This is a genomic window from Thalassotalea loyana (genome assembly GCF_030161435.1).
Lineage (GTDB): Bacteria > Pseudomonadota > Gammaproteobacteria > Enterobacterales > Alteromonadaceae > Thalassotalea_G > Thalassotalea_G loyana.
The window spans coordinates 685,177-711,153 of sequence record NZ_BSSV01000001.1; the positions used below are offsets into that span (position 1 = coordinate 685,177).

Sequence of the window (25,977 nt, forward strand, 5' to 3'; positions counted from 1 at the left end):
TGCTCTTAGAAATGGTGCCGACTGCCGGAGTCTAATTGCCAAACCTGCTTAGCTACTGATTTCAATCAGTACGCCAGTGTTGATAAAATAAAGACGAAAAAAACCTCGCAACTGCGAGGTTTCTTATAAATGGTGCCGACTGCCGGAGTCTAATTGCCAAACCTGCTTAGCTACTGATTTCAATCAGTACGCCAGTGTTAATAAAATAAAGACGAAAAAAAACCTCGCAACTGCGAGGTTTCTTATAAATGGTGCCGACTGCCGGAGTCGAACTGGCGACCTACTGATTACAAGTCAGTTGCTCTACCAACTGAGCTAAGTCGGCACACAAAACTGTGAACGCTAAGCGTTAATTATCCTAAGATATATTTGAAAAAAAACCTCGCAACTGCGAGGTTTCTTATGAATGGTGCCGACTGCCGGAGTCGAACTGGCGACCTACTGATTACAAGTCAGTTGCTCTACCAACTGAGCTAAGTCGGCACACAAAACTGTGTGCGATAAGCAATGCTTATCTTGGCACCGAATAAATGATAACTTTAGTTAAGTACGCACTTATTCAAAATTCTTTGGAATAGATGGTGCCTCGAGGCGGAATCGAACCACCGACACGGGGATTTTCAATCCCCTGCTCTACCGACTGAGCTATCGAGGCGTGTCTATTCAATTTGTCTTTTTGGCCTTGCCTTGAAGACGGGCGCTATTAAACTGTTTTTCGTTTTCCACGTCAACTACTTTTTTAAAATAATTTTTCGTTTGGTGGTTTTTTCTCCGTTTTGGCGGTTAATTCAACGCCTTTGACGTTTTTTAAACGCTATGCGTTATAAAGTGTGAATATTCCTATCGCGATAAAGCCCAGACCAGCAATGTAAGAAAGTGTGCGCTCATCTATATATTGTGAAATGAAGGTACCAACGAGCACACCCATTGCCGTCGCACAAATCAAGGCGACTGAGGCGGCAGCAAATACCATCCATTTGCTCACATCTTTATCGGCAGCAAATAACATGGTGGCTAATTGGGTTTTGTCGCCAAGTTCGGCGACAAAGACAGAAGCGAAGATTGTTAAAAAAATCTTCCAGTCGATATTAAATTCCACTACTTGTTCTCTGGTGTGTAACCTTCAATGTGAGGCTCTTTACCTTCAAATAAGAATTCGACCATTGTTTTTTCTAAAAACGCACGGTCATCAGGATTCATCATATTCATTTTATGCTCATTAATTAGCATGGTCTGTTTTTTTTGCCACAGTGCCCAAGCTTCTTTACCAATATTATCGAATATACGTTTACCTACATCACCAGGGTAAAGTTGGAAATCTAAACCATCATCGTCTTTTTTTAAGTGTTGGCAAAATACAGTGCGAGTCATATCTATTCTTTTAACCTATGATTTTGGAAATAATATTTACTGTTGAGGCGGCTAAGCCTACAGAAGATTGTTTGGACATATCATACCATTGTTGCGCATCTTTTTCGTTTATTTGTGTCGACGGTAGTTTTTCACACTCAACAACAATGGGGGTAATGTCGAGGTGGAAATGGCTGAATGTATGTCTAAATGCGTCGAGCTGCTGTCGCTCAATCTCTTTTAAATGCATTGATTTAAGAAACTCAGGGATATCAGCAATATCTTTTACTTCATGGAAACACCAAAGACCACCCCAGATTCCTGATGGAGGGCGCTTCTCCATTAATAACTGAGCATTTGTTTTTGGGATCACCATGATGGTGTGTTTTTCAGGAATGTTTTTCTTTGGTTTCTTTTGTGGAAATTCCGCCTGTAAATCACCTTGTTTAGCTAAGCAGCCTGATTCCACTGGGCATTCGTCACACTTTGGTTTTGAACGCGTACAAATCATGGCGCCAAGATCCATCATAGCCTGATTGAACTGGGCGACCCCTTTTGCTGGCGTAAGTGCTTCGGTAATTGGCCAAAGCTGTTTTTCATATTTTGCTTGGCCGTTGTGCCCTTCAACCGTATAACAGCGTGCCAGTACACGTTTTACATTACCGTCTAGTATTGGGTAGTGCTTGTTCAATGATAAGCTTAATATCGCACCAGCCGTTGAACGACCTATTCCGGGAAGTTCGATAACCTGCTCAATGGTTTCTGGAAATTTCCCTTGAAAGTCTTGATGAATTATTTTGGCTGTTTTGTGAAGGTTCCTGGCACGAGCATAGTACCCAAGGCCTGTCCAGTGATGAAGTACGGCATCTTCTTCCGCTTGTGCTAAGTCTGAAATCGTTGGAAAGCTTGCCATAAACCGTTCGTAGTATGGGATCACGGTGGCAACCTGAGTTTGTTGCAACATTATTTCTGAAATCCAGACACGGTAAGGCGTTTTATTTTGTTGCCAAGGTAGTGTTTTTCGGCCACGCTTTTCGTACCAAGCGAGCACTTGCTTGGCGAATAAGTTAGCCGATGATTGGTTGATTGTTATGGTATTTGTCATAGTGGCGACAGTGTAGCGAATTGAATTTTTTGAAACAATCTCACTTCTACGTTCAATAGGTTAAAAAGTTTCACTATTGCTAGAAAAATTATGTGTTTCGCACTATTCTTCGCGCAATAGTGTTTTTACCGAAAGGGTTACCATGAAAAAAGAAGCAAAGAGTAGAAATCGTCGCATTCGTAAGAAATTACGCGTTGATGAGTTTCAAGAGTTAGGTTTTGACGTCGCTTGGAAATTACCAGACGAAACAACGGATGAAGCTGTTGATCAGTTTATCGATAAGTTTTTTGCTGAGGTGATTCAACAGCGTGAACTGGGTTTTGGTGGTGAAGGTGACGTGTTATGGCACGGTCTTATTTGTACACAAAAACTTGGCAAATGTACTGAAGAAGATCGTCAGGCGGTTGAAAATTGGTTGAAGGACAATGGCGCGACTGCTGTGTCAGTGTCTGAGCTTTACGATGTATGGTGGGCTGAGTAAAAGCCAGCATTCTTAATTTTGCGTAACGTTTACAGGCAAATAAAGTATCATTAAGTTCTTTTTTTGACTGCTGATAATCCATCACTACCTATACTTCGTAGTAGCGTTACGAAATCTAAGGTTTGATTGATTGAGTTTCAGTCAATAACCGTGGATAATACGCGCCCTTAAATTTGCCAACAGAAAGATTAGGTTTATGAGTCAAAGAGAGCATAAAACAGTAGAGCAAGCACAAGCCGAAGGTAAGTATATTCGTACTGTTCGTAGTTTTGTCAAACGTGAAGGTCGATTAACGAAAGGCCAAGCACATGCCCTTGAAAATTTTTGGTCTGAGATGGGATTAAACCATGAAGATGGCATGATCGACTCAAAGGCGTTGTTCGGCAATGACAACCCTGTAACGCTAGAGATTGGCTTTGGTATGGGTAAATCGTTAGTTGAAATGGCAAAAAATGCCCCAGATATTAACTTTATTGGTATTGAAGTTCACCGTCCTGGTGTTGGTGCCTGTATCGCACTGGCGCAAGAAAAAGGGGTGAAGAACTTAAAAGTTTATGAACACGATGCGATTGAAATCTTAGCTGATTGTATTCCTGAACAATCGCTTACAACGGTGCAATTATTTTTCCCTGATCCTTGGCATAAGAAAAAGCACCATAAACGACGCATTGTTCAGCCTGAGTTTGTCGAGACAATTCGTCAAAAGCTAAAAGTCGGTGGTGTCTTCCATATGGCGACAGATTGGGAAAATTACGCGGAATGTATGTTAGAAGATATGCAAACTGCGCCTGGATATAATAATTTGTCTGAAACAAACGATTATGTGCCACGCCCAGACTCACGTCCGTTAACTAAATTTGAGCAACGTGGTCACCGTTTAGGCCATGGTGTGTGGGATCTGCAATTTGCTCGTGCTGAGTAACAAGTTTTACCATCTAAAAAGGCAGCGATACGCTGCCTTTTTTTATTCCCCATTTCTTCGAAGCATAAGATGTTGCTGAATGTGCATCAAATGCTGGCTATGTCGTAGGTTACCTGTTTTTATGAGCCATTGTTCATCGATAATGTCTCTTTCTAATGCGGCTTGTAGTATGCGGATTGGATATTGTGTCCAAAAATACACTGTCGCTTGCACGTGATATTCATTATTTGGAAATACCTCACTACGGGATTCTTCAAGCTCTGTTTTTATCGCTTTAATAACATCTGGTTTAACATCGTGCATTAGCACTTCTTTAAATTTATTAAATTTTTTGGCTCGGATTAATTGCCAAACCATCCATAAGATTGTGAGTGTTGCTAAACTGGCTAAAACTTCTAACATGCTACTTCGCTCGAAAAATACCGCGTTATCATAACAAGTAATTTAAATACCTCACAAACTATTTAAGGGGGTGTTGAGTAATCCTGTTTCATTTTCCGGAATTTGTTGGAATATCCTCCGAGAAATGTGTTTGATGCTCAGTGATTTCAGATGTAAACACGTTAGCGTAATTCAAATGTAATCATCACTAATTTAAGCTGAAAAAAATGAAACCTTGTTAAAATCGTACGGATTCATCATGATTTCTCAGTTATGATAACAATGCTCTAATTTTTAAGGATATCTATGTATAAGTGGATGAGTGTCGCTTGTTTGTTGTTCCTCTCAACATTAACGCTTGCGCAAAACAATGTACAAAGCGTTTATAAAGAAATGAACCCAGGCGTTGTCGAACTGCATGTAAAAGCACTATCTAAGCCACAAAAGGCTCAAGTTGATTATAAAGTGCACACGGGGAACTCTTTGGGGTCGGGCGCGTTAATTAGTGAGAAAGGGCGTATCTTAACGGCAGCACATGTTATTGAACGAGCAACGGATATAGAGGTTGTTTTTTCCAATGGTTTCAAAACAACGGGTCATGTCGTTTGGGTTGCGCCTCTAGTTGACTTGGCTATGATTCAAGTGGCTGAAATGCCTAAGGATGATTATCAAGTATTGAAACTTGCTAAACGCCGTGATTATCAAATAGGGGAACAAGTCGTTGTTATAGGTGCTCCTTATGGTGTAAGTCACAGTTTATCGGTTGGTTATTTAAGTGGGATTCGTGATAAGGCAGAGATACCACTCAATAAGCTCAAGCCGAGGTTCTTGCAAACAGACGCGGCAATTAATCAGGGCAATTCTGGTGGCCCGATGTTTAACATGAAAGGCGAGATCATCGGCATTGTTAGCCACATATTGAGTCAAAGTGGTGGTTCACAAGGGCTGGGTTTTGTGGTGTCAACGGATACCGTTCAAGATGTTATCGAAAACAAACCGCCAATGTGGGTTGGCATAGTTCCGATCATGCTCGATAAAAAGTTATCGAATGCTATTAATAACCCCTTTGGTTATGGCTTGCTTATCCAGCAGGTCGTCCCAAAAACACTTGCAGAAAAGCTTGGTTTTCAAGGTGGTAACATAGCAGTGAATTTGGGCCAGCAATCTATTTTGCTTGGCGGGGATATACTGGTCAAGGTAGGCCATATCAAGCTTGATGGAATAGAATCGTTATTTGAAGCTCAACGTTGGTTTAGTCATTTAGAAAAAGGCGAAGAAGTGAGGTTTAAGTTTGTTCGCTCTGGAAAAATTTTAGATGTTAGCTGGACGGTCGATTAGGTGAATCGATGAATTACCTCGCACACCTTTACTTAGCGCAGCCAACCGCGGACTCTCATATGGGTAACTTGCTCGGAGATTTTCGTAAAGGTGTACAGCTTTCTAATTACAACGATAGCGTACTTCGCGGACTTGATAATCATTACTTAGTTGATAAATATACCGACAGTCACCCGATAGTTCGTGATGCAAAGCTTCGCTTTAATAAGGCACATCGTCGTTTTTCTGGTATTGCGTTAGATGTTTTGTTTGATCACTTTTTAATTAAAAATTGGCGCACATACAGAAATTCAACCTTGTCTTTTGATGCGTTTAAGCAACAAAGTTATGCGTTGTTGTTAGCGCGACAATCCCTTATGCCAAATAGAATGGCACACGTTATCGACTTAATGAGTCGAGACGATTGGTTTGAGCAATATAGGTCTCAAGCCGGAATAGAGCGAGCTATCGTTAATATCTCAAAACGTGTGCGATTCAAAAATGATTTTGCCAATAGTGTTGATGATATAAGGCAACATTATGATTATTTTGAGCACTGTTTCTTAACTTTTTTCCCACAACTTCAGGCGCACGTCAAATCTCATGCGCTTGAGTCATTTGGCAGTAGAATTAAACTTTAAAGTGTGCACCTTCGTGCATTAAGAGCTTTGATTTTAACCCAAGCCCACCTGCATAGCCGTTCAGTTTTCCATTTGAGCCGATAACACGATGGCAGGGTACAATTAACGCGATTGGATTTGCGCCGTTAGCAGTGCCAACAGCTCTAACTGCTTTAGGGTTGTTGATTGCTTTTGCTAGATCACCGTAGCTCACTGTTTTACCCATTTCTATCGTGCATAAAGCTCGCCACACATTTTTCTGAAATGGCGTCCCTTTGGGATCTAAAGCCAAATCAAATGTTCGTCTATTACCCGAAAAGTATTCATCAAGTTGAGTTTTAATTTCAACAAACTTACTCTCATCTTTTAACCAGTTTGGATCGGGAGTAATCGCTGCGTTGCCTGCTTGAAAAGCTAGAGCTGTAATTCCCTGATTGGAAGCGGTAATAGCAATTTCGCCTAAGGGGCTTTGGTAGGTTGTGAAATACATAATACTTACTCAGTTAATGCTAATGATTGCCATAAATAAATGGCGGCGTATGCTCGCCATGGTTGCCAGTTTTCGGCAAGTGTTAAAATGTCTTTGTTTTTTATCCGCTCTTTTGGGGCGCAATTGGGTTTACTAAGTGCCTTGATGATGCCTAAATCTGCACTTGGAAAAGCATTTGGATCACTCAGCCCACGCATTGCGATATAGTTTACTGTCCAAGGCCCAATACCTTTTAGGGTGACTAAACGTTTTTGTAAATCATCGATGTTTTGATAGTAGTTAAAGATATGATTATTTTGGTGGTAGTACTCGCACCATAATATCAATGTATCGATTCTACTTTGGGTTAACCCCAACGCTTTAAAATCGGCATCAAGTAATTGCGTGTTTGACGGAAAATGATGAGTTAAACCATAAGCGTTTTCACCACATTTATTGCCGTAGGCAATGCATATACGCTTTGCGAGTGTCGTTGCGGCTTTAACAGATACTTGCTGACCTAAGATTGCACGAATAGTGAATTCGAATAAGTCAAAGCATCCCGGTAAGCGTAAGCCAGGTGTGTGAGTAATTACTTTTTTAATTTTTGGGTGATGGCTAATTACCTGGTGAATCTGTTCTAAATTTGCATCTAAATCGAACATTTTTCTTACGCGGGCAATAAGTACTGGCAATATCTGATGGTTTTCGCATGTAACCTGCAGAATCAACGCTGATTCAACTTCGCTATGTGTTACGTTGAATGCGCCTTCAATACCATCAATGCGAAAAATACGCGCATAGCTTGTTGTCGTTACCTTTTCTATTTCACTTATTTGACGATGGTTAAAAAATGACAACATCAGTGGCCAATCATACGCACCTTGATATGGGAGTTTGATTTCAATCGCCGTGGGTGAGTTTGATTTCTCCCGTTTTGCGATTTCTTTTGGCGGTTCCCCATATAACTTCACTATTGCTTCGTTGAATCGTCTTACGCTTCCAAAACCGCTGGCATAACAGACTTGCGTCATTGACAAGTTTGAATTTCGTAACAACTTAAGTGCGTTTAACAGTCTATGCTGCTGCCAATAAGGGTTGGGAGATAATCCAAAGCCTTCGGTAAACTTGCGTCTAAATTGTCTTTCACTCAGCTGACAAAATGATGCCGCTTGTTGCACATTACCATGATGCTTTAATAAGGCCTGTAATAACTGTTTTTGTGAAAGAGGTACCGGATATTCGGGGGCGAGTTCGGGTAAACAACGCTTGCATGGTCTAAAACCTTGCTGTTGCGCTATTATTGCACTGGCATAATATCTAACGTTTTCCTCTTTTGGAGGCTTTACGCGACATACCGGGCGACAAAATATTCCTGTTGTGACAACACCAATAAAAAACTTTCCATCAAAACGAGCATCTTGACTAAGACGAGCCCGTTTATACGCTTCTACTTGGGAACTGTTTTTTATTGCTTGAGCACTCATGTGAGCTAACCAAATGATTGAGAGTAGCTACACTATATCGTTTTTTTGCACTGTTACTAGCGAAAAACGGACATTAATTTTCAGTTTGTATTTCCTTTGTTACCTTACCAGGGTAGTGGTTGAATATTGCCGATACAGCATTATCAATTCTACTTTTACGTTTGCTTGTTGCCATATCAAGCTCATTTTCAAACGTTGATGCACCATACCAAGCTGGCACTTCATCAAAGGTTAAATTGATATTGATCGTCGTTAAAGTGCCGTCATTTCCGGGTAGGTCAATGGTTTTGCCTATGCCAATTCCAATCGAACTATTACCCGTTGTTCTGCCGCCACCGATAGAAAAATTAACGGATGAATTGTCTGGTTTGTCTTTGTAGCTTAGGTTGTAACTCAAAACACAAGCGCTTTCAGCGGTTGTTAATGTTATTCCACTTTGCATTGCATGTTGCCCAACTGAGCGGTGGACAAGATCTAAAATAACAGGGTTGTCTTGGTCTTGAGGTTGAGTTTCAAGTAATTGGCAACTCGATATTTGAGTGAAATCAATATCCTCGTTAATGTCATATCTTGCTTGAGTAGATTGACAACCCATTAACGTTACCGCTGCAAATACGCTGATAATATACTTGTTTTTCATGGCTTTCAGTACTCGATAATGATGACTTTCCCTCAAGTTAGCATAGTTCAACTGCGTGCTAAAGGTGAACGTAGGCAGTGATCACAAACTGTTTCAAATGTGGTTGATTATTAATCATTGCTTTATCTGCTAGATTAGCTCTTATATTGACTTTACAGCCCTAAAGCCGTAGACTCTTCGCCCCTTGAAAACCCCCTTTATTAGAGATTCTTTTGTGCTTTGTCGATAGATATTTTATTGGCGAATAAGGCATTTTTGCATCTTGTTAACTATTCTAATTAACCAATGGTTAATACAAACGTGAGATAACGATGTTTGAATTACATGCTAGTAAAGTTACTAGTTTAAAAAATGATGTTTTATCTGGCTTAACGGTAGCTTTAGCGTTAGTACCTGAAGCTGTTGCCTTCGCATTTGTTGCTGGTGTTGAGCCGTTAGTTGGTTTATACGCAGCGTTTATGGTCGGTTTGATCACCTCTGTCTTCGGTGGCCGTCCTGGCATGATATCAGGTGCTACAGGTGCAATGGCAGTTGTAATGGTGAGCCTTGTCGCTATTCATGGTGTTGAATATCTGTTTGCTACGGTTGTTTTAACCGGGGTGCTGCAAATCCTCGCTGGTATATTCAAGCTTGGTAAGTTTATTCGTCTAGTACCACATCCCGTAATGCTAGGTTTTGTAAATGGTTTAGCGATAGTTATTTTCCTTGCCCAGCTTGGTCAGTTTAAAGTACCTGATGACAATGGTGTGATGGTGTGGATGCAAGGTAATCAAATGTTTACTATGGTTGGCTTAGTCGCATTAACCATGGCGATTATTCACTTTTTACCTAAGTTAACTAAAGCTGTTCCTTCATCATTAGTGGCGATTGTTGTGGTAACGGTATTGGTGCAAAGCTTAGGGTTAGATGCTCGCACTGTTGTTGATTTTGTTCGTGATATGACAAATGATCCTGCGGCATCAATTGCAGGTGGTTTACCGCAATTCTCGATTCCAAATGTGCCTTTCACCTTTGAAACATTCAGAATTATCTTCCCATTCGCGCTAGTACTTGCGGCCATTGGTTTAATTGAATCGCTATTAACGTTAACTCTTATCGATGAATTAACTGGTACACGTGGCCGAGGTAATAAAGAGTGTGTTGCTCAAGGTGCCGCGAATACAGTTACTGGTTTCTTTGGCGGTATGGGTGGTTGTGCGATGATCGGTCAATCAATGATTAATGTTAACTCTGGTGGTCGTGGTCGAGCTTCGGGTATTACCGCTGCGTTGGGCTTATTAGCGTTTATCCTATTTGCCTCAGGCCTAATTGAGCAAATTCCACTGGCAGCTTTAGTAGGTGTAATGTTTATCGTGGTTATTGGTACGTTTGAGTGGTCTAGTTTCCGCATAATGAAGAAAGTACCAAAAGCGGATGCATTCGTTATCGTACTTGTTTCTGGTGTTACTGTTGCGACAGACCTTGCGGTTGCCGTTGTTGTAGGTGTTATTGTTTCGGCCCTAGTATTTGCTTGGGAGCATGCTAAACACGTTATTGTTAACCGTACTAAAGATGTGAATGGCTCTACAGTTTACGAAGTAAACGGTCCATTATTCTTTGGCTCTGTGTCTCATTTCTTAGACCAGTTTGATATGGATAACGATTTAGACGATGTTATTGTAGAATTTAAAAATTCTCGTGTTGCAGACCACTCTGCGATTGAAGCGATTGATACATTGGCTGAGCGTTATATGGCGCGTGGTAAAAAATTACATTTAAAACATTTAAGCCAAGAGTGTTTATTACTGCTTAAGAAGGCAGGTGATTTGGTTGAAGTGAATGTAATTGAAGACCCTGATTATCATATTGCAACAGATAAGCTTGGTTAATATTGGTAGTTAATTAGTAAAATAGGGCGTGAGATGGTTATACTTACTGTCTCACGCTTTTTGTTTTTTATCGATTGAAGTTTTTTATGTCAGACCTACAACTCGATTTTTTTGATGTTCCTAGCCCGTGTGTTGGTATTTGCCAATCAGACGAGAAAGGCTTTTGCTTAGGTTGTATGCGAACGCGTGATGAGAGACAAGGTTGGATAAAGTTCAATAATGATGAAAAACAGAAAGTGATAAAACGTTGCCAGCAGCGAATTAAGCGTAAAAAAGGTAAGGTAATAAAAGTAAAGCAAGAAGAAGTTGAAGAGACTAAGCAACCATCACTGTTTGACCCCGTTGAGAAACCGAAGGTACAGCATGACGATAGTTTAGACTTTGGAGATTTTGAGTTGTAATTGCTGTTTCCTTCAGCGAATTGACTTAACTTTGAGCAGTTGAACCTAACAACTAAACTTTTAGATAATTATCACTTGCTGGTAAGTTAATTCCACTATATAGTGACCGCTCGTTAAAGCTAATTCATCACGCTTTAGTGAATTTGCACTTCTAAGTGCCTCGATAGCTCAGTCGGTAGAGCAGGGGATTGAAAATCCCCGTGTCGGTGGTTCGATTCCGCCTCGAGGCACCATTCTCGTTCCTCAAATGATATCTCTTGACGCATCGAACGCTCGATGACTTCATACATCCATGTATCTCGCCCTTCGGGTTAGACTACGTCTGTTGATAAATGCTCCTTGCATTTATGCTCCGCCTCGAGGCACCATTCTCGTTCCTCAAATGATATCTCTTGACGCATCGAACGCTCGATGACTTCATACATCCATGTATTTCGCCCTTCGGGTCAGACTACGTCTGTTGATAAATGCTCCTTGCATTTATGCTCCGCCTCTAAGCTACTCGCTATCGCTGTACGCGTATAGTGTTAAAAGAATGTCTTTTCAAAGGTGATACCGTAGGTTTTTGTCATCCCAGGGTAAGCGGCAACCATCTCATTGTTCTTAACTACGCTAGAAATGTAGTATTCATCGGTTAAGTTGCGAACCCAAAGATAGGCACGCCAGTCATCTTGTTTGCTTTCAATGCCAATACGCGCGTTGGCAATGAAGTAATCTGGCTGAGTAAACCTCTCATCGTATTGATAGGGTTGTGGTGGGATAATAACTTCGACAGGGCTGCCAATAAAATCGGAGACTTGATTGGTCGTGCTGACCTGTGCTTGAAAGTCTGCGCTAAACTCACTTGAATAGGCTCCATCAAATGAAACAAACCCTGTGAATTTACTTCCCACTTCCCATTCATATTGCACAATTAGATTGGTTTGAAAATCTGAGGTAAATGGAAGTGGTGAACCGGTTAAATCTAACGCTTCACCTAGCTGGTTAAAACCGTTACCACTGGTGACTTCTGAATCGATATAGCTTGCCGACAAGCCGACATAAAGTCTGTCCGTTGGATACCACTGCAGGCTCATTTCAGCCCCTTGCACATATGACTCATCGATGTTACCCAATGTAAATGCGGTTCTGAATACCGGAATAATCTTCTTGGTCAATAACTGTTTGTCTTTGTAGTCATAGTAAAAGGCGCTAAGGTTTAACTGGGCGCTATTGTCAGCTAACATGGCTTTCATGCCAATTTCATATGCATCAAGTTGCTCTTGAACGACGGGATCTAATTGGTTTTCAACAATTGCCGCTAGTGACGGGAAACTTCCAGCTTTAAACCCTCTGCTGTATGAAGCATAAAGTGACGTTGCATCAGACCATTGGTAGTTTGCTGCAAAACGCCAAGATAATGAGTCTTCCGATAGCGTTTCTTGAATTTGACCAACACGCTGCTCGGGGCCACCGAAATCGATAACCGTGACACAACCGTTGACTTCACCACCAGAGTCCTCTCCACCAAAAAAGAATTGATTGAATAAGGCTAACCCTGCGCCATCAATATCCTCTGTACAGCCTTTATATTTGGCTTCATCGTCTGAATACCTCAAGCCGACCACATAAGATAGTTTGTCGCTATATTGCCAGTCTACGTTGGCAAATATAGCTTTAGTGGTTGTTTCCTGCTCTATGGCATTCGTTAGTTTGTTAAAACCAAAACCTTCGGTTGGGGCTATGTTGACATTTGTTGCTAAGCCCCAGTCTTGAGTCGTTCGGTAATCTACGTCGTTTTTGCTGTAATATAATCCAGCGATCCACACGCTATTAGGTAAGGTGTTTGTTAATCTGAATTCCTGCGAGAATGAGTCAATTGTTCCGTATTGGAATACATAGTCTGAAGGCACATATTCTGAGTCTGGCACGGATGCGTAATCGCCATGTAAGTGGCCCTCATAAAAGTCTTTTAGGCTACCACCAAATACCGTGTCTAAAGACCCTCCGGTTAAATTTCGGATATACCCAGCTGTTACCCCTGCTGTTCCACCACGTTCATACTGAGAACCGTTGTCTTCAAATTGATGAATACCTGTTAGTGATACGAACGTTAATGAATCTGAAAATTGATGGTTAATATTGAGCGATAAAGATTGCATTTCGTGGGCAAGTGCAGGTGTTCTGTCCGCAGTCCAGTCAGCAGCGTTTATTTTGTCATTATTGCCAGGAAATAATTGTGGGTTAGTCTCTGAATCTAGAATAGGACCAAAAATGTCAAATGAACTATTGATCGCTCCACCTGCTTTTGCAGCAATATATTCAATCGCTTGAGGCGCGAGTGTTTCAGACTCATCATTGTTGTAACTAAGGCTTAATAGAGCATTGGTTTTATCCGAAATGCCCCAGTCAAAACTTAGTCTTGCGGTTAATTTATCTTTTTTTCCGAGCTGATCATCTCTAGAAACACTTTCTTGCCATCCTTCATTAGCTTTTACTAGCTTCATTGCTGCTCGCCCATTTAGGTCGTCTGTTAGTGCGCCGGTAATATAGCCTTCGCCACTAAACGTATTAAATCGACCAACAGTCGCGGTAATACCAGATTCAAAGTCTTGGCTAGGTTTAGCTGCAATATAATGTACTGCACCTGCAGTGGTGTTCCTGCCAAATAATGTTCCTTGTGGCCCTTTTAAAATCTCTACACGTTCTAAATCAAGATTGGCGGCTTTCGTCATGATAGGGAAGGGGATGGCAACTTCATCGACGTAAACGCCGACTGTGGAGGTCGCTTGTGCGCTTGATTCATTAAATCCTACACCACGCAGGGTATATACGGGAGGGCCAAAAGCGGTGTCGCTGTAATTCAAACCAGGCACTATGTTTGCTAAATCCGTAGAGTCTTCTATGCCAAGCTCTTCAAGCTGGTTAGCGTTGAATGCGGATATTGACATAGGGATTTCATTAATTGATTGGGTGCGCTTTTGTGCCGTTACCTCGATAACTTCAATCAATGACTTGTCTGGCTGCGCATGGACATTTGAAATCGAAACCGCGCAAACGGTGAATGTTAAAAGTTGATTAACGTAGAATTTTGTCACGTACTTACATCAATTTTGTTGTTATCTATTATAGGTATAGCAACTGACAACTTACCTCGTCAATTTATACTGATAAGGCTGGTTTGATATTTGGCAGAAAAGTCATCGAAGGATAGTGGTTTTTCGAAGTAATACCCTTGAATTAAATCACACTTAAATTCAGCGAGGCGCTCGAATTGCTCTTGTGTTTCAACACCTTCAGCAACTACGGTTAAGTCACTAAAGCTACCTATGGCAATGATCGTTTTTACTAATGACTCGCTTTGACTATTCGTTAAGAACTTATCAATGAATGTTCGGTCAATTTTGATTTCATTCATTGGTAAGTTACTTAAATAATTAAGTGATGAGTATCCCGTCCCAAAGTCGTCAAGTGCGAGTTTGAAGCCTTGGTGTCTGAGTTCTTCTAAGATTGGCTTAACAACAGACAAGTCAGTGATCAGCGTATTTTCAGTTATTTCTAACGTAATATATTCCGGAGAAAATTTTGTTTCCTCACTTGTTTTCACTACGCGATTAACAAAGTTTGGCTCGAGTAACTGTTTTGGCGAAATATTGATTGATAAATTTATAGGCCTTTCGCTTCGTGCATTAAACTGCTTGATTTCAAGCATGGATTGTTTCAAGACAAAATTGCCTAGATCACTGATAGTACTGGTATGCTCTGCAAGTGGAATAAATTCTGCTGGAGAAACAAAGCCTAACTTTTTACTGTTCCATCTAATTAATGCTTCAACACCAACAACTTCTTGTTTATTAACGCTAAATTGAGGCTGGTAATGCAGAGATATTTCATTCTTGTCTAGCGCCGTTCGTAGTTCCGACTCGATTAAAAAGTCACGTTTAACTTGAGCATCAATATTGCTGTTAAAAAATAACGATTGCCCTTTTTGAATTGATTTCGATTTATAAAGCGCGGCGTCTGCTTTACTAATAAGGTCCTCGGTGTCGCTACCATCTTTAGGGTACATGGCAACACCTATACTACATGATGAATAAATAGACTTTGTATCAATATCAAATTGTTGTTTAAAGATTGATAGGATTTTCTTCACTTTATTCTCTGCGTCGAGCAGCCGATCTAATTCGGGAAAGCAAAATATAAATTCGTCACCACCAAATCGAGCGACACTGTCACCGTCTTCGATTACGTCTCTAAAGTGTTTTCCTAAGACTTTGAGTAACCCATCACCGATAGAATGACCGTGCAAGTCGTTAATTTTCTTAAAGTCATCTAAGTCGACAAAAATAACAGCTAACAGCTTTTCATTTTTTTTCGACAACGCTATACCTTGGCTCAGTTGCTCTTCAAGTAAAAGTCTATTGGGCAAGCCTGTTAACGCGTCATGCATCGCTTGATATTGAGATTCGAGTTTTAGCTTGTTTAACTCATTAAAGTCTTTATTTATTTTTTCTTCGTAGGCGGCGAAACGTTTCGATAAGTTCTTCGTTAGAAATAATGAGAGAATGATAAAAAAGAATGTTACCAAGGAGCTTAAAGAGAGTAGTTCGATCAGTTGTTGCTTGTTTTGCTGTGATATTTCGTCTTCTCTAATTCTTAATTGTTGCTCAATTTCGCTTTGATAAAAACCCATACCGAGTACCCAATTCCATTCAGGTACGCCCATAACATAACTCGTTTTTAACGTTGTCTGTTTAGCCGAGGGCGTTAATACATTGGTGTAACTTAAGAAGCCACCACCATTTTTAGCGATTTCGATTATTTTACCGCCTACCGAGGGGATTGCGGGATCTGAGTGCTCGAACAGGTTTGTGTTTTTAAAATCTTCATCAATATGTGATAAAACATTACCCTGAAAATCATATAAAAATGCGTATCCGCTATCGCCGTAGCGAATATTTGAAATGCTTTTGATGAGTTCTTTTTGTATATCGCTTTCAACATCAACGACATATTCGCCTGTGCCAATAAACCAATCATAGGGCGCAAATAATTTACCAAACCCGATCTTTTTAAATTCGCGTTGTTGATTGTTTGGTTTAACAAACCACCATGTATAAAAGGTTTCACCATGCTGTTTTGCTAGTTCACCCATATCTTTCACAATGTAATTTCCGCGAACATCCTGCAAGTCTATTTTTTGCGATCCCTCCATTGCAGGCAAAATAGGATGTAAAACACTTTCTCCGGTAGTTTTGTATATGAAAAAGTAACCTCTCCCATTGTTAAACCGAATATCACGCAATGCACTTTTAATTAATTCAGTAACTTCAGCTTCAGATTTATCGAAGTTTTCTTCGTAAATACCGCTGGCGATGGCATGCGCTTGATAGATATTTTGCTTAATTGTTTCTTTTAATATTGATTCGGTATTGCTTTTTTCGAACTCTATTTGCTGAATCACTTGCTTTACTTGCGCTTCAACTAAGTTCTTTCTAGAAGAGACGAAATCTTCTTCTAATGCTTTAATGTCTGTTTGTAATGTTTCTTGGTTATTATTAATAACGATAACGATTGCCATGATCGCAAAAGCAAGCACTAAAAGAGGTGGAATGACTTTGATGAGTTGTAACAGCTTTACATCATGCGCTATTTTCATATGGGACAGCTATGCTTACTTAGAAAACGAATATCGACCAAGGTGTACGTACATATAATAGCACTTTTATGGGCAAAATAAGCACTTTATCGGAAAATGAATACTGGCTAGGTTAGTCAACGCATTTAATTTGTTGTTATCACCTACTATTGCTACTTAAATCTGACTAAAACCAGAAAAGGTACCAGTCGTGCTGGGACTTTGTCTTAATTAAGGTTGTGTCTTATGTGTATCAACTGTTGAGTTATTAGACAATTGAATAACTCCAATGCAGTTATAAAGCGCTTTACGTTACATATTTAAACTGGTTTGTGATTATATCGTCTCAACGAGTGTGCTATATTCCCGCTCCAAATTTTTAAAGCAGTACAAACATTAGCGCAGCGTTAATGTTTGAAAAAAATTTTTAAGTAGGTTGTATGAAATCACACAAAACGTTAATTGCGTCAGCTGTTGCTGTTGCATCGTTGAACGCTCATTCCGCTGCGTTTCAACTTAACGAAACAAGTGCCTCTGGCTTGGGGCGTGCTTTTGCTGGAGAAGCAGTTATTGCAGATAATGCGTCGGCTGTTTCACGAAACCCTGCGTTAATGTCGCAATTTGACTCACCACAGTTATCCGTTGTTGCAACTTATGTTGACCCAGGTGTTGATGTCGAAGGGGTTAGTGCACCCGATTTGTTGAGTGAAAATTTTGATGTAAAGCGAATGGATACAGATGGCGTTGTACCCCCAGCAGTCATTCCTGCGTTTTATTACGTTAAACCGGTAAATGAAGAATTCGCATGGGGTGTTGGTTTTAATTCAAACTTTGGTCTGGCTTCTGTTTACGATGATGACTATGTTGCAGGCTCAATTGGCGGTACAACTGATCTACTCACGCTCAATGCTAATTTGAGTGGTTCATATAAGGTAAATGAGAAATTCTCATTAGGCATTGGCTTAAACTTGATATACGGTGAGGCAGAGCTTATTCGACATGCTGGCGCGGTGTTAGAAAATGGAATTAGCCACCCAGTGTTGGGTGAATTAGTACCGCCAGTGCCAAGTGAAGCCGAAATTATTCGAATGGAAGGTGATGATCTAGCATTTGGCTGGAATATTGGTGCGACCTACGATATCAACGAAAATAATCGAATTGGTTTTAATTATCGTAGCGCATCAGAAGTCGATTTTGACGGCAATTTTACCGATGTTTCAGGTGTCGCTCAAGCTGGTCATTTGGCTATTGACTTACCAGAGATTTTTGAATTTTCAGGCTACCATAAAGTGACGTCAAAAACCGCAGTGCACTATAGTGTGATGTATTCAGGTTGGAGTAGCTTTGAAACATTGGAAGCTTATACACATGCTGACCCATCAACGCCAGTATTTACTAAAGAAGAAAGCTTCAATAATACAATGCGATATGCGTTTGGCGTGACACATCAATACTCGATGGATTTAACATTACGTGCCGGCATTGCTTATGATGAATCAGCTTCAACGACACACCCTTCTATTTCTATCCCTGATAGTGATCGCAAATGGTTGACCGTCGGTGGAACATATAAGCTAAAAGAAAATGGTACGGTTGATTTTGCATTAGCCTACGTTGATGGAGATGAAGTTTACGTGTCTGAGCAAGATGCTCTTTTAGACACTGTACTCGAGAGTGCACCACAATTAGCGCCGATAATCGGTGATACTCAATGGCAATATGTATCGGAGGGCAACGCAATATTAGCTGCTGTCCAGTATAACGTCGCCTTCTAGAAAGTTACTTTCTACGGTTAAAGGTCAGTCATCGTCACTGGCCTTTTTTATGCCTAACTATCTAAAATTCGTAAAAATTATCATGCTTGACTATGCTTAATTTCATTGATTCTAAACAATAATTAAGGAAGTTATCTTTATCATGCCAAGTGCCCGTGAAGCCCGATTAGAGAAGATATTAGCCTCATTATTTGAACTTGATAAGCACTTTCCTGACGCAACGTCTTTGGTTGAGTACGTTGAGAAAGTTCACGAAAAGCTAAGTGAGCTAATGTATGCCAAAAATTTCTACTTAGCCAAATACAACAAAGACAACAATACAATCAGCTTTATCTACGAAGTTGATGAACGCACAGGGGCGCAATGCCCAATAGACAAAATTGAGTTGTCATCACCAGACCTATCACCAACAGCGTGGGTGATAAAAAATAGAAAACCACTCGAAATGAAAGCAGGGATTGGCCCCATTGCGGAAAAGGATGGTCAGCTTTGGGGGTTTGGTGAACGCTCTCACCATTGGATTGGCATGCCACTTATCGGGAAAAACGGCGAGTGTTTGGGCGCTATGGTAACCCAAAGTTACGATGAGAACATTGAGTTTAGTATTGAAGATCAAAAGCTATTCAGAATTTTTGGCAGCATTGTCGCATCCGCGGTGGATAAACACACAACGGTGGCACTGTTGGAGTCTTTAGTTGAGGAGCGCACTGAACAGCTTGAAGGACGGCTTGCAGAAAAAGAGCATTCTGAAAAATTACAGGTAGCGCTCTATAAAATTGCATCGTTAGTTAATGACGAGATCCCAATGGAAGCACTTTATGTTCAAGTACATGAAATTGTTCAGACCTTATTGCTTGCTAAGAATTTTTATATTGCCTTGTTTGACGAAGCTGAAAACATCATTACCGTGCCTTATTACATCGATGAAAAAGAAACTGAACGTGAGATGGGCTTTTCCATGCCTTTAGGAAATGGGTTTAGTTCATATGTGATCAATACGAGGCAAGCGCAAAGGATTTTTCCAGAAGATGTCGACTCTTTGGTACGTAATGGTTTTATAAAAGCGGTTGTTGGGCCTCAGGACTATAGTTGTTGGCTAGGTGCACCTATGATTTCGTCAAATATTGTTCATGGTTTAATTGTTGTTCAAAGCTACGAACCTGGTGTTATTTATACACAAGAAGATTTGAGGCTCCTCAATTACGTAGCAAATCACGTTGCTAAAGCGGCTGAGTCAATGCAAAACAAACAGATGCGTAAAGACTCTCAACTCAAGCTCGCAAAACAGCATCGCGTACTCGAACAACAAAACAAAAGTTTGAATGACACCCTTAATGTACTGAAAAAAACGCAACAAGAGTTAATACAAAAAGAAAAAATGGCGTCATTAGGCGGTTTAGTTGCTGGTATTGCCCATGAGATCAATACGCCATTGGGCATTTGTGTGACGGGTGTTAGCCACTTAATGGAAGAGTACAATGATGTGAGAAAATCATTACAAGATGAATCACTTACCCAAGACCAATTAGATGATTTTTTCGAAGAAATAGAGCAGGTTGGTCAAATATTAACGACTAATATGCAGCGGGCAGCCGACTTAGTAAACAGCTTTAAGCAGGTTGCGGTTGATCAGTCATCAAATAGCGTCAGAGATATTGAATTTGAACAGTATATCCATGGGGTGATTCTTTCTCTTAAGCCTACATTGAAAAAGAAAAAGCATGTCATTACTGTTCAATGCCCGAGCACGATATCTATTCGCGCAAATGCGGGGGCATTATCACAAGTATTGAGCAACTTATTATTGAATTCATATATCCATGGCTTTGACGGCATCGAACAAGGTAAGATTTTAATTAACGTTGAAGAGCGAAATGGCTTCATTTTGATGCGTTATCAAGACGATGGTAATGGTATTGATAATCAAGCATTAGAGCAGCTTTTTGATCCCTTTTAAACCACAAAACGTGGTGCGGGCGGTAGTGGTTTAGGTACACACCTAGTTTACAACTTAGTGACTAACGCGTTGCATGGAAAAATCCAAGCTAAAAGTGCCGTAGGAAAAGGACTTGCCTATATGATCAAATTTCCCGTATCTGCTCCGGAATAACCACCCAGCTTTTTGTTTATTTATCTTGATAAATCGCATTCACTTCTAACGCTTTATCTATGTTGTCCAACATAATTTGCACCACTTTTGCATCGAGGTGCTTGCCTGACTCCTCTTTGAATAACTTGATAACATCTTCAATTGGCCAAGCTTCTTTGTAACAACGCTTGTGAGTTAACGCATCAAAAACGTCTGCTACGGCAACGATTCTTGCAAATATATGTATTTCGTCACCTTTTAATCCATTTGGATAACCGGTGCCATCATATTTTTCATGATGCTGTTGAGAAATTATTGCAGCCGCTTTTAAAATCGGTCTTTGTGACCCTTCTAGAATATCGTGACCTATATTTGGATGCTGTTTCATGATTTCCATTTCTTCGTCATCTAAACGTCCAGGTTTAAGTAAAACACTATCTGGTGTCGCTATTTTACCTATATCATGCATCGGCGCAGCCTGTTTAAGCAGCTCAGCTTCTTCTTGTGCAAGTCCATATTCTATGGCTAGCATATAGCTAACTTCTGACATTCGACGAATATGGTTGCCTGCCTCGTTTGAACGAGATTCAACAACATCTCCAAGGCGATAAATCAATTCTTCTTGCGTTTCTATTATCTCTCTGTTGAGTAGTAGATTATCGAATGCCAACGTAACGTTGCCAGAAAATATTTGGAGCAATTGAGCGTCAATATCACTTAATTGGTCTATCCCCTTAAGGTATAACAAGCTGACTTTGGAGCTATGGCTAGGGAAATAACCCACGAGCACATCATCTTCGTGAATACTTTCACCTTTTTGAACTGCTTTATTTAAATAACCTAATGTCTTTTCATCAATTTCAGCATTATCACCGTCAGGTGAAATATGCGCAATTATTTGATAATCATCTTCTTCGTATACCGCGCTGATTCCTTCAACTTGAACTAACATACTTTGCTCATCTATCCGAAGAATAGACATGACTTGCTGTAGCAAACCATTGAAAAAATGCTGCAAGGTGCGTTTTTCTAATACTTGTGTGGTTGATGAAATAACTCGCTCTAGCCCTGTTCTATATAACTCTTGATATTTGCGAGCCTCTTCTACTTGAATGATGTCTCGGTAAGCGCGTAGGGCTGAGAAAACAGTGGTAAAGAGTTTCTTTCTGTCGAGCTCAGTTTTCTCTTTGTAGTCATTAATATCGTAGTCAACGATAACTTGCTCTTCTGGCGCTTGGCCTGGTTGCCCTGTGCGCAAAACGATGCGGGTAAAGTGATTATTGAGGTCTTGGCGCATCCACCTAGCTACTTCTAAACCTGCATCGTCAGTTTCCATCACAACGTCCAGAAACACTAACGCAATGTTCTTTTCATTTGATAATAGTTCTTTGGCTTCTGCACCAGAGTATGCATGTAAAAACGTAAGTGATCTGTCATCCAAACTAAAGCGTTTAAGTGCCATTTTAGTAACGGTATGAATGTCTTCTTCATCGTCAACAATCACAATTTTCCATGGAGGAAGGCTTGGTTTGGGCGAATTTTTAAGAAAGGAAAGCGGCATAGCTATACGCTCGTTACTGTGTAATACAATATATAAACGTATAGCTAAAATTTTCTAAAACGACAAAAAATGATTAACTTTTATTAGGTTAACTTGTCTCTAGAGGGCTAGTTCGATAACCATCTCACGCAACTCGTCTTTAGAAATGGAATTGCTGTGGTTTTTGTCAAACTGGTGAAAAATGCTTTCGCACATGCGAATGCCTTTGTCTTGCAGTAAACAGTCGATAAGTTCAACAAACTCACTTCTACTGATTACGCCGTCTTTATCTTCATCGAAAACTTCAAATAGCTCATCAACCCACTGATTTATTTCCATAGATTGCCCTTAAACAGATGACTTGAAAGTTCACACACTGTAACCCTATTTTGCGGACAATGAAACTGATTTTTAATGAAATTCAATATGGTCTGAACAGTTTTGAGGGGTAAAAGTATTAATGTAATAAAAATGTTAAATCAGTTGTATTCTGTTTTCGCCGCTATAGACTATTGGTGCGAATAAATTAAAGGAATGAAAACTAATGAAAAAAATCTGGAAATCGCTTTTCAGCATTGGTCTTTTACTCAGCATGTCAAATCAAGTTAATGCGGAAAATATAGGTCAATCTGCATTGAAAATTGAAGACTGCCATGTAGAAGGGATTCGGTCTAAAGTCCGGTGCGGGAAGCTTGCCGTACCAGAGGATTATCAGAAGCCAAACGAGACACAAGTTGAAATTAACTTTGTCATTATGCCTGCACTTGATAATAGCAAACAACTTACGCCATTAATGTTCTTAGCCGGGGGGCCTGGCCAAGCGGCAGCTCAAATGGCAGGCATGATTCGTAACATGTTTAGTGAGGTACGCAAAACTCGAGATATTATTGTCGTTGACCAACGAGGTACTGGTGAGTCTAACGGCTTACAATGTACAAACATGGAAGATGTAAAGATATTTGAAGATCTCATGAGTGATACGTCTGAACAAGATATGATTGATTGTCGTGCAAATTTTGACGTAGATCTTGCTCAATACAATACACCAAACGCTATTCGAGACTTCGACAATATTCGAGCTGCACTTGGATTGAAAAAGATAAGTTTATTTGGTGGCTCATACGGCACGCGTGCCGCATTAGTTTACATGAATATGTTTCCTGAAAGCCTCGAAGCGGTCGTGCTTGATAGTGTTGGCCCGGTAGAAGTTCCAATCGGTTTATTTGGTCAAACGGCTGCACGCTCATACAACTTATTACTTGAGAACTGTAAGTTAGATGCTAACTGTAATGAAGCATTCCCTAACTTAGATGATGAATATCAAGCACTCCTAGCACGCATTGACGCAGAACCTGCTCGCGTCAATATAATGCACCCGACACTTGGGACAGCAACGGAATTTGTGATTGATCGCGCTAAGTTGATTAGTACGTTGCGTCTTCAATTGTATTCTGTGCAAGGCCGAAAATTTGTGCCAATTGTCATTCACCAAGCCTATTTAGGTAACTACCTACCACTTGCCGGGTTACTTGCTAGAACGGGCGCAGAAGATTCTGGTGAAATTTACATCGGGCTGCTATTCAATATTTTGTGTAATGAAGACTACCCTCGCGTGAAACAAAATCAATGGCAAGACGATGCAAATAATAACTTTGGTCGTGATGAAGCGCAGAAAAATTGGCACTTAGCTTGTAAAAGTTGGCCAAAGTTTGAATATGAAGCGCAGTATTTTGAGCCAGTGACAGCGAATATTCCGACATTAATTTTGTCAGGCAATTTAGACCCGGTTACACCGCCAAGTAATGGTGATTACAGCGACAAGTCATTACCTAACTCTAAGCACATTGTTGCCGATAACGCATCTCATATTGTTGTAACAAGTGAGTGTGCGATTGATCTTGTCGATGAGTTCTTGATGAATAAAGATCCTCAGGCAATCGATGGTAGTTGTTTGTCTGAGCTTGCAGACGAAACTTTCATCACCAACATCAACGGTAACAATTAGGGAAAGGTTATGATTGAAGTTAATAATTTACATAAAAAATTTAAAGAAGTTAATGCTTTAGAAGGCCTTTCCTTTACAGCAAAAGATGGTGAAATCACTGGTATTCTTGGACCTAACGGGGCAGGGAAAACGACATGTTTACGCACCCTGTATGGTCTACTTAAAGCCGATCAGGGCAGTGCAGTAATTGATGGCATTGACGTTTCAAAAGATCCTTTAGTTGCACGCGGTAAACTTGGCATTTTTCCTGATAAATTCGGTTTGTATGAGCGTTTAACGGCTTACGAGCAAATTGATTACTTTGCAAGTATTCATGGTTTAGCTGGCGATGCCAAAAAACAGGCGATTGCTGAAGTGCTAAAAGAGCTTGAAATGGAAGACTTAGCCCACCGTAAAACCGTTGGTTTTTCTCAAGGTCAACGAATGAAAGTAACGCTAGCGCAAGCATTAGTGCATAAGCCTAAAAACTTCGTACTGGATGAGCCTACACGAGGCTTGGATGTTATGAGTACGCGTATTTTACGCAATTATTTAAGTAAATATAAAGCGCAAGGTCACTGTATTTTGTTCTCTTCTCATGTAATGCAAGAGGTTGCTGCATTATGTGATCGTGTCATCGTAGTTGCCAATGGCAAATTAGCCGCACAGGGCACACCACAAGAGTTATGTGAACTAGCCGGGGAGGCGCAATTAGAAGATGCCTTCGTCAAAATCATTGGTTCAGATGAAGGAGTTGCCGCATGATGCAGTTAAAAGCGTTGTTTTCGAAAGAAGTGAAAGAGGCATTTCGCGACAAAAGAGCACTTCTTGCTGCTTTTGGTATGGCTTTCATGGCACCTATTATGTTGATCGTGATGTCTGAATTTGCCATCAAACAATCTGTTGAAACTCCTCCTGCTTACATTAAATTATCAGGTGGTGAATATGCGCCGAGCTTTGTCAAACATTTAGCAGACAACAATATTTATCCGATGTCAGAAGCTGATGAAGCAGACAAGCCTATGTGGGAAAAGCGAGATATTCAGCTGAAAATTCCTGAAACCTATAAAGAAGACCTAGAGGCGGGTAAATCGGTAAAACTGGTGTTAACCGCTGATTATGGAGAGCAATCTCACCGTACGACTATTCGACGTGTTAGGGACGCTATATATGGTTATTCTCGCCAAATTGCATACCAACGTGTAATGCTTCGTGGGGTTGATGTTAACTTATTGAAACCAATCGATTTAAGTGAGCAAGATACGCAGTTACCGAGTTCTAATGCTTCATTTATCACTATGATGCTTGGAATTTACTTATTATTTGGTGCGTTTATTTCCGGTTTATCTGTTGCTGTAGACACAAGCGCAGGGGAGAGAGAGCGTAACGTATTAGAGATTTTGCTTTGTCAGCCGGTAAGCACAATGAAAGTTGTACTAGCAAAATTAATGGCAGCAACGACCATTGCCGTGACAGCAATCGTTTTAATGTTGGCATTGTCGGTGGTGTCGATGAGTTTTGTTGATTTGAGCGAGTTAGGATTAACCTTTAGCTTAGATTTACAAACTGCATTGTCATTATTGGTTGTTCTGATTCCAGTCTGTTTCTTTGCTTCATCTTTACAACTATTTTTTGCTTTTAATGCGAAAACCTTTAAAGAAGCACAGTCACTCGTTTCTATGATTATTATTTTACCGGGTATGGTGCCGTTTGCCTTATCTATGATGGATGATCGTCCTCAGTGGTTAGATTGGGCACCTATTTCAGGGCAGTACTTAATTATGGAAGACATTTTTAAAGGTGAAGCCGTTGGACTAGATGTTTTACTGTTTACTGGTGCGATAACTGTGCTCCTAACGGCATTACTAGTTAAAGTAATGGCACAACGTTTAAAGTCTGAAAAAGTGGTACTTGCATTGAGCTAATCACTC

General features: G+C 40.4%; 22 protein-coding genes and 4 tRNA genes. 12 read left to right on the forward strand and 14 right to left on the reverse strand.

Annotated elements, in window-relative coordinates; translation table 11 throughout:
* Nucleotides 1–249: 249 nt before the first annotated feature.
* The 6 genes from QQK05_RS02900 to mutY form a co-directional block, all read right to left on the reverse strand.
* Nucleotides 250–325, reverse strand: a tRNA-Thr gene (locus tag QQK05_RS02900).
* An 82-nt stretch (nucleotides 326–407) separates the two neighbouring features.
* A tRNA-Thr gene (locus QQK05_RS02905) sits at nucleotides 408–483 on the reverse strand.
* A 96-nt stretch (nucleotides 484–579) separates the two neighbouring features.
* Nucleotides 580–655 (reverse strand) — tRNA-Phe (locus tag QQK05_RS02910).
* A 159-nt stretch (nucleotides 656–814) separates the two neighbouring features.
* Nucleotides 815–1,099, reverse strand: a complete 285-nt coding sequence (locus tag QQK05_RS02915; protein ID WP_284295892.1) for a TMEM165/GDT1 family protein — start codon at nucleotides 1,097–1,099, stop codon at nucleotides 815–817.
* Entirely contained in the window at nucleotides 1,099–1,371 is a 273-nt protein-coding gene (locus QQK05_RS02920; RefSeq protein WP_284295893.1) for an oxidative damage protection protein, read from the reverse strand. Before QQK05_RS02920 ends, QQK05_RS02915 begins: the two co-directional genes overlap by 1 nt.
* Before the next feature lie 10 nt (nucleotides 1,372–1,381).
* Nucleotides 1,382–2,455 (reverse strand): A/G-specific adenine glycosylase, encoded by a 1,074-nt coding sequence (gene mutY, locus QQK05_RS02925; RefSeq protein WP_284295895.1) that lies wholly within the window; start codon nucleotides 2,453–2,455, stop codon nucleotides 1,382–1,384.
* Between the two features lie 142 nt (nucleotides 2,456–2,597).
* Here mutY and QQK05_RS02930 point away from each other — a divergent pair, with 142 nt between their 5' ends.
* Both QQK05_RS02930 and trmB read left to right on the forward strand, forming a co-directional pair.
* Complete coding sequence (locus tag QQK05_RS02930; RefSeq protein ID WP_284295896.1) at nucleotides 2,598–2,936, forward strand: YggL family protein; 339 nt, start codon at nucleotides 2,598–2,600, stop codon at nucleotides 2,934–2,936.
* Nucleotides 2,937–3,132: 196 nt separating this feature from the next.
* Nucleotides 3,133–3,858, forward strand: a complete 726-nt coding sequence (gene trmB / locus QQK05_RS02935; RefSeq protein ID WP_284295897.1) for a tRNA (guanosine(46)-N7)-methyltransferase TrmB — start codon at nucleotides 3,133–3,135, stop codon at nucleotides 3,856–3,858.
* Nucleotides 3,859–3,900: 42 nt separating this feature from the next.
* Here trmB and QQK05_RS02940 read toward each other — a convergent pair whose 3' ends face one another.
* A complete protein-coding gene (locus tag QQK05_RS02940; protein WP_284295898.1) occupies nucleotides 3,901–4,260 on the reverse strand; it encodes a hypothetical protein in 360 nt (119 codons plus the stop codon).
* A 285-nt stretch (nucleotides 4,261–4,545) separates the two neighbouring features.
* Here QQK05_RS02940 and QQK05_RS02945 point away from each other — a divergent pair, with 285 nt between their 5' ends.
* A complete protein-coding gene (locus tag QQK05_RS02945; protein WP_284295899.1) occupies nucleotides 4,546–5,577 on the forward strand; it encodes a S1C family serine protease in 1,032 nt (343 codons plus the stop codon).
* A gap of 8 nt (nucleotides 5,578–5,585) precedes the next feature.
* Nucleotides 5,586–6,197 (forward strand): acyl carrier protein phosphodiesterase, encoded by a 612-nt coding sequence (locus tag QQK05_RS02950; protein ID WP_284295900.1) that lies wholly within the window; start codon nucleotides 5,586–5,588, stop codon nucleotides 6,195–6,197.
* Here the strand turns inward: QQK05_RS02950 and QQK05_RS02955 are convergent.
* From QQK05_RS02955 to QQK05_RS02965, 3 genes are all read right to left on the reverse strand, one after another.
* Nucleotides 6,187–6,666 carry a methylated-DNA--[protein]-cysteine S-methyltransferase gene (locus QQK05_RS02955; protein WP_284295901.1) on the reverse strand — a complete coding sequence of 160 codons (480 nt, stop codon included), beginning with the start codon at nucleotides 6,664–6,666 and terminating at the stop codon, nucleotides 6,187–6,189. The genes QQK05_RS02950 and QQK05_RS02955 overlap by 11 nt on opposite strands.
* 5 nt (nucleotides 6,667–6,671) lie before the next feature.
* Nucleotides 6,672–8,132 carry a DNA-3-methyladenine glycosylase 2 family protein gene (locus QQK05_RS02960; protein WP_284295902.1) on the reverse strand — a complete coding sequence of 487 codons (1,461 nt, stop codon included), beginning with the start codon at nucleotides 8,130–8,132 and terminating at the stop codon, nucleotides 6,672–6,674.
* Between the two features lie 73 nt (nucleotides 8,133–8,205).
* The gene (locus tag QQK05_RS02965) at nucleotides 8,206–8,772 is read right to left on the reverse strand and encodes a DUF4136 domain-containing protein (RefSeq protein WP_284295904.1); all 567 of its coding nucleotides are present in this window, start codon (nucleotides 8,770–8,772) and stop codon (nucleotides 8,206–8,208) included.
* A 311-nt stretch (nucleotides 8,773–9,083) separates the two neighbouring features.
* Here QQK05_RS02965 and QQK05_RS02970 point away from each other — a divergent pair, with 311 nt between their 5' ends.
* The 3 genes from QQK05_RS02970 (at nucleotide 9,084) to QQK05_RS02980 (ending at nucleotide 11,274) form a co-directional block, all read left to right on the forward strand.
* Nucleotides 9,084–10,640 carry a SulP family inorganic anion transporter gene (locus QQK05_RS02970; RefSeq protein ID WP_284295906.1) on the forward strand — a complete coding sequence of 519 codons (1,557 nt, stop codon included), beginning with the start codon at nucleotides 9,084–9,086 and terminating at the stop codon, nucleotides 10,638–10,640.
* A gap of 86 nt (nucleotides 10,641–10,726) precedes the next feature.
* Nucleotides 10,727–11,041 (forward strand): DUF1289 domain-containing protein, encoded by a 315-nt coding sequence (locus QQK05_RS02975; protein ID WP_284295907.1) that lies wholly within the window; start codon nucleotides 10,727–10,729, stop codon nucleotides 11,039–11,041.
* Nucleotides 11,042–11,198: 157 nt separating this feature from the next.
* Nucleotides 11,199–11,274: transfer RNA gene (locus QQK05_RS02980), tRNA-Phe, on the forward strand.
* A 294-nt stretch (nucleotides 11,275–11,568) separates the two neighbouring features.
* On the opposite strand, the gene QQK05_RS02985 is transcribed toward QQK05_RS02980, so the two are convergent.
* Together QQK05_RS02985 and QQK05_RS02990 are read right to left on the reverse strand one after the other, a co-directional pair.
* The gene (locus QQK05_RS02985) at nucleotides 11,569–14,118 is read right to left on the reverse strand and encodes a TonB-dependent receptor (protein ID WP_284295908.1); all 2,550 of its coding nucleotides are present in this window, start codon (nucleotides 14,116–14,118) and stop codon (nucleotides 11,569–11,571) included.
* 59 nt (nucleotides 14,119–14,177) lie between these two features.
* Nucleotides 14,178–16,679 (reverse strand): bifunctional diguanylate cyclase/phosphodiesterase, encoded by a 2,502-nt coding sequence (locus QQK05_RS02990; protein ID WP_284295909.1) that lies wholly within the window; start codon nucleotides 16,677–16,679, stop codon nucleotides 14,178–14,180.
* 419 nt (nucleotides 16,680–17,098) lie between these two features.
* Here QQK05_RS02990 and QQK05_RS02995 point away from each other — a divergent pair, with 419 nt between their 5' ends.
* Both QQK05_RS02995 and QQK05_RS03000 read left to right on the forward strand, forming a co-directional pair.
* A complete protein-coding gene (locus QQK05_RS02995; RefSeq protein WP_284295910.1) occupies nucleotides 17,099–18,433 on the forward strand; it encodes an outer membrane protein transport protein in 1,335 nt (444 codons plus the stop codon).
* Nucleotides 18,434–18,575: 142 nt separating this feature from the next.
* Nucleotides 18,576–20,390 carry a GAF domain-containing sensor histidine kinase gene (locus QQK05_RS03000; RefSeq protein WP_284295911.1) on the forward strand — a complete coding sequence of 605 codons (1,815 nt, stop codon included), beginning with the start codon at nucleotides 18,576–18,578 and terminating at the stop codon, nucleotides 20,388–20,390.
* Nucleotides 20,391–20,559: 169 nt separating this feature from the next.
* Here QQK05_RS03000 and QQK05_RS03005 read toward each other — a convergent pair whose 3' ends face one another.
* Entirely contained in the window at nucleotides 20,560–22,026 is a 1,467-nt protein-coding gene (locus QQK05_RS03005; RefSeq protein WP_284295912.1) for an HD domain-containing phosphohydrolase, read from the reverse strand.
* A gap of 156 nt (nucleotides 22,027–22,182) precedes the next feature.
* Nucleotides 22,183–22,401 (reverse strand): EF-hand domain-containing protein, encoded by a 219-nt coding sequence (locus QQK05_RS03010; protein WP_284295913.1) that lies wholly within the window; start codon nucleotides 22,399–22,401, stop codon nucleotides 22,183–22,185.
* A gap of 205 nt (nucleotides 22,402–22,606) precedes the next feature.
* Between QQK05_RS03010 and QQK05_RS03015 the strand changes: the two genes are divergently transcribed.
* From QQK05_RS03015 to QQK05_RS03025, 3 genes are read left to right on the forward strand one after another with little or no spacing between them, the layout of a single operon-like run.
* Nucleotides 22,607–24,067 (forward strand): alpha/beta hydrolase, encoded by a 1,461-nt coding sequence (locus QQK05_RS03015; RefSeq protein WP_284295915.1) that lies wholly within the window; start codon nucleotides 22,607–22,609, stop codon nucleotides 24,065–24,067.
* A 9-nt stretch (nucleotides 24,068–24,076) separates the two neighbouring features.
* Nucleotides 24,077–24,811: an ABC transporter ATP-binding protein gene (locus tag QQK05_RS03020; protein ID WP_284295916.1), complete on the forward strand. Its 735-nt coding sequence runs from the start codon at nucleotides 24,077–24,079 to the stop codon at nucleotides 24,809–24,811.
* Nucleotides 24,808–25,971 (forward strand): ABC transporter permease, encoded by a 1,164-nt coding sequence (locus tag QQK05_RS03025; protein WP_284295917.1) that lies wholly within the window; start codon nucleotides 24,808–24,810, stop codon nucleotides 25,969–25,971. Before QQK05_RS03020 ends, QQK05_RS03025 begins: the two co-directional genes overlap by 4 nt.
* Nucleotides 25,972–25,977 lie beyond the last annotated feature (6 nt).

What these genes read in the sequence shown, in the direction of transcription:
- QQK05_RS02920 (WP_284295893.1), bottom strand. Translation starts at nt 1,371, where the DNA reads ATGACTCGCACTGTATTTTGCCAACACTTAAAAAAAGACGATGATGGT.
- mutY (WP_284295895.1), bottom strand. Translation starts at nt 2,455, where the DNA reads ATGACAAATACCATAACAATCAACCAATCATCGGCTAACTTATTCGCC.
- QQK05_RS02930 (WP_284295896.1), top strand. Translation starts at nt 2,598, where the DNA reads ATGAAAAAAGAAGCAAAGAGTAGAAATCGTCGCATTCGTAAGAAATTA.
- trmB (WP_284295897.1), top strand. Translation starts at nt 3,133, where the DNA reads ATGAGTCAAAGAGAGCATAAAACAGTAGAGCAAGCACAAGCCGAAGGT.
- QQK05_RS02940 (WP_284295898.1), bottom strand. Translation starts at nt 4,260, where the DNA reads ATGTTAGAAGTTTTAGCCAGTTTAGCAACACTCACAATCTTATGGATG.
- QQK05_RS02945 (WP_284295899.1), top strand. Translation starts at nt 4,546, where the DNA reads ATGTATAAGTGGATGAGTGTCGCTTGTTTGTTGTTCCTCTCAACATTA.
- QQK05_RS02950 (WP_284295900.1), top strand. Translation starts at nt 5,586, where the DNA reads ATGAATTACCTCGCACACCTTTACTTAGCGCAGCCAACCGCGGACTCT.
- QQK05_RS02955 (WP_284295901.1), bottom strand. Translation starts at nt 6,666, where the DNA reads ATGTATTTCACAACCTACCAAAGCCCCTTAGGCGAAATTGCTATTACC.
- QQK05_RS02960 (WP_284295902.1), bottom strand. Translation starts at nt 8,132, where the DNA reads ATGAGTGCTCAAGCAATAAAAAACAGTTCCCAAGTAGAAGCGTATAAA.
- QQK05_RS02965 (WP_284295904.1), bottom strand. Translation starts at nt 8,772, where the DNA reads ATGAAAAACAAGTATATTATCAGCGTATTTGCAGCGGTAACGTTAATG.
- QQK05_RS02970 (WP_284295906.1), top strand. Translation starts at nt 9,084, where the DNA reads ATGTTTGAATTACATGCTAGTAAAGTTACTAGTTTAAAAAATGATGTT.
- QQK05_RS02975 (WP_284295907.1), top strand. Translation starts at nt 10,727, where the DNA reads ATGTCAGACCTACAACTCGATTTTTTTGATGTTCCTAGCCCGTGTGTT.
- QQK05_RS02990 (WP_284295909.1), bottom strand. Translation starts at nt 16,679, where the DNA reads ATGAAAATAGCGCATGATGTAAAGCTGTTACAACTCATCAAAGTCATT.
- QQK05_RS02995 (WP_284295910.1), top strand. Translation starts at nt 17,099, where the DNA reads ATGAAATCACACAAAACGTTAATTGCGTCAGCTGTTGCTGTTGCATCG.
- QQK05_RS03000 (WP_284295911.1), top strand. Translation starts at nt 18,576, where the DNA reads ATGCCAAGTGCCCGTGAAGCCCGATTAGAGAAGATATTAGCCTCATTA.
- QQK05_RS03010 (WP_284295913.1), bottom strand. Translation starts at nt 22,401, where the DNA reads ATGGAAATAAATCAGTGGGTTGATGAGCTATTTGAAGTTTTCGATGAA.
- QQK05_RS03015 (WP_284295915.1), top strand. Translation starts at nt 22,607, where the DNA reads ATGAAAAAAATCTGGAAATCGCTTTTCAGCATTGGTCTTTTACTCAGC.
- QQK05_RS03020 (WP_284295916.1), top strand. Translation starts at nt 24,077, where the DNA reads ATGATTGAAGTTAATAATTTACATAAAAAATTTAAAGAAGTTAATGCT.
- QQK05_RS03025 (WP_284295917.1), top strand. Translation starts at nt 24,808, where the DNA reads ATGATGCAGTTAAAAGCGTTGTTTTCGAAAGAAGTGAAAGAGGCATTT.